This window comes from Streptomyces sp. KLMMK (genome assembly GCF_036961605.1).
GTDB lineage: Bacteria > Actinomycetota > Actinomycetes > Streptomycetales > Streptomycetaceae > Streptomyces > Streptomyces telluris.
Genome location: NZ_JBAMDC010000714.1, coordinates 1 through 1553 on the forward strand (window position 1 = coordinate 1; position 1553 = coordinate 1553).

Here is a 1553-nt window from a genome sequence, read left to right on the forward strand (position 1 = left end):
GAGCCCGCGCAGCGTCCCGAAGATGCGCATGTCGGCGTCGGAGGAGAGCGGCTGCGAGCGCCCGTCGTGGTGGGCCGCGCCGTCCAGCGAGGAGACCATGTTCGCGCGCAGCCAGGCGTGGCGGGCCGGTCCCGGCTCCTCCGGGTAGGCGTAGACCTCGGCCAGCTCGGCCAGCTCCCAGGTGCGGTCCTCCTGCGCGGAGGGGCGGGCCGGGGCCGCAGAGGACGGAGAGGCGGAGGAGCCGGGGGCGGCGGAGGAGGCGGGGGATTCGAGCGGGAACAGGCGTCGCATAGGCCGCAGTGTGACATGCCTCGCTCTTCCGGCGGCCGGCAGCCGCCGGACAGCGGCTAGGCTGGAGAGCTGTGTCAGCCACCACCGCCTCCGCTTCCGGCGCAGCCGCCTCGCCGGCCCCGTCGGCCCCGTCCGACGTCCCGGGCCCGATATCCGGCGCCGGTACCGGCTCCCCCGTCGCGCTCACCTCGCGCGCCCCGCACGTGCCGGCCGACCGCCTGGTCGCCGAGATGGTGCCGCCCCCGCGTTTCGGCACGGTGCGCTTCGACAACTACATACCGGCGCCCGACCAGCCCAGCCAGGCCGAGGCCGTCCAGGTCCTCGGCGGCTTCGCGGCCGGCCTCGGCGCCGCCCCCGGCGGCGGCCGCAAGCGCTGGTTCCGCCGCGAGGCGAAGCCGGCCGCCCCGTCCGGCCCCCGCGGCGTCTACCTCGACGGCGGGTACGGCGTCGGCAAGACCCACCTGCTGGCCTCCCTGTGGCACGCCACCCCGGCGGCCCCGGAGCAGAAGGCCTTCGGCACCTTCGTGGAGCTGACCAACCTCGTCGGCGCCCTGGGCTTCCAGCAGACCGTCCGCACCCTGAGCGACCACCGCCTCCTGTGCATCGACGAGTTCGAGCTCGACGACCCCGGTGACACCGTCCTCGTCTCCACCCTGCTGGGCAAGCTGGTGGAGGCGGGCGTCGCGCTCGCCGCGACCTCCAACACGCTGCCGGGCAAGCTCGGCGAGGGCCGCTTCGCCGCCGCCGACTTCCTGCGCGAGATACAGGGGCTGTCCGCCCACTTCCGCCCCCTGCGCATCGACGGCGAGGACTACCGCCACCGCGGCCTTCCGCAGGCCCCCGTGCCGTACGACGACGGCACCGTCACCCGTACGGCTGAAACGACCGAGGGCGCGTCGCTCGACGCCTTCCCCGCCCTGCTGGACCACCTCTCCAAGGTCCACCCCAGCCGCTACGGCGCGATGTGCGACTCCCTGCGGGCCGTGTGCCTGACCGGTGTCGAGCCCGTGCCGGACCAGTCCACGGCCCTGCGCCTGGTCGTCCTGGCCGACCGGCTCTACGACCGCGAGATACCGGTCCTCGCCTCGGGGCGTCCGTTCGACGAGCTGTTCAGCGAGGAGATGCTGAACGGCGGCTACCGCAAGAAGTACTTCCGGGCGATATCCCGCCTCACCGCGCTCGCCCGCGATGCGAAGCAGCTCGTCGAGCCGCAGCAGCAGCCGTAACCGCGGCCGTGGGCGCGGGCGTGCGGGCGGCCCGGA

General features: G+C 74.6%; 1 protein-coding gene and 1 pseudogene. One reads left to right on the forward strand and one right to left on the reverse strand.

From position 1 onward, the window contains the following. Positions 1 to 291, reverse strand: a pseudogene (locus tag V7793_RS37395) (pyrimidine reductase family protein); the annotation flags it as partial. A 149-nt stretch (positions 292 to 440) separates the two neighbouring features. On the opposite strand from V7793_RS37395, the gene zapE reads away from it, so the two are divergent. Beyond that, a complete protein-coding gene (gene zapE, locus V7793_RS37400; RefSeq protein ID WP_336014164.1) occupies positions 441 to 1517 on the forward strand; it encodes a cell division protein ZapE in 1077 nt (358 codons plus the stop codon). The last annotated feature ends 36 nt before the right edge of the window (positions 1518 to 1553 follow it).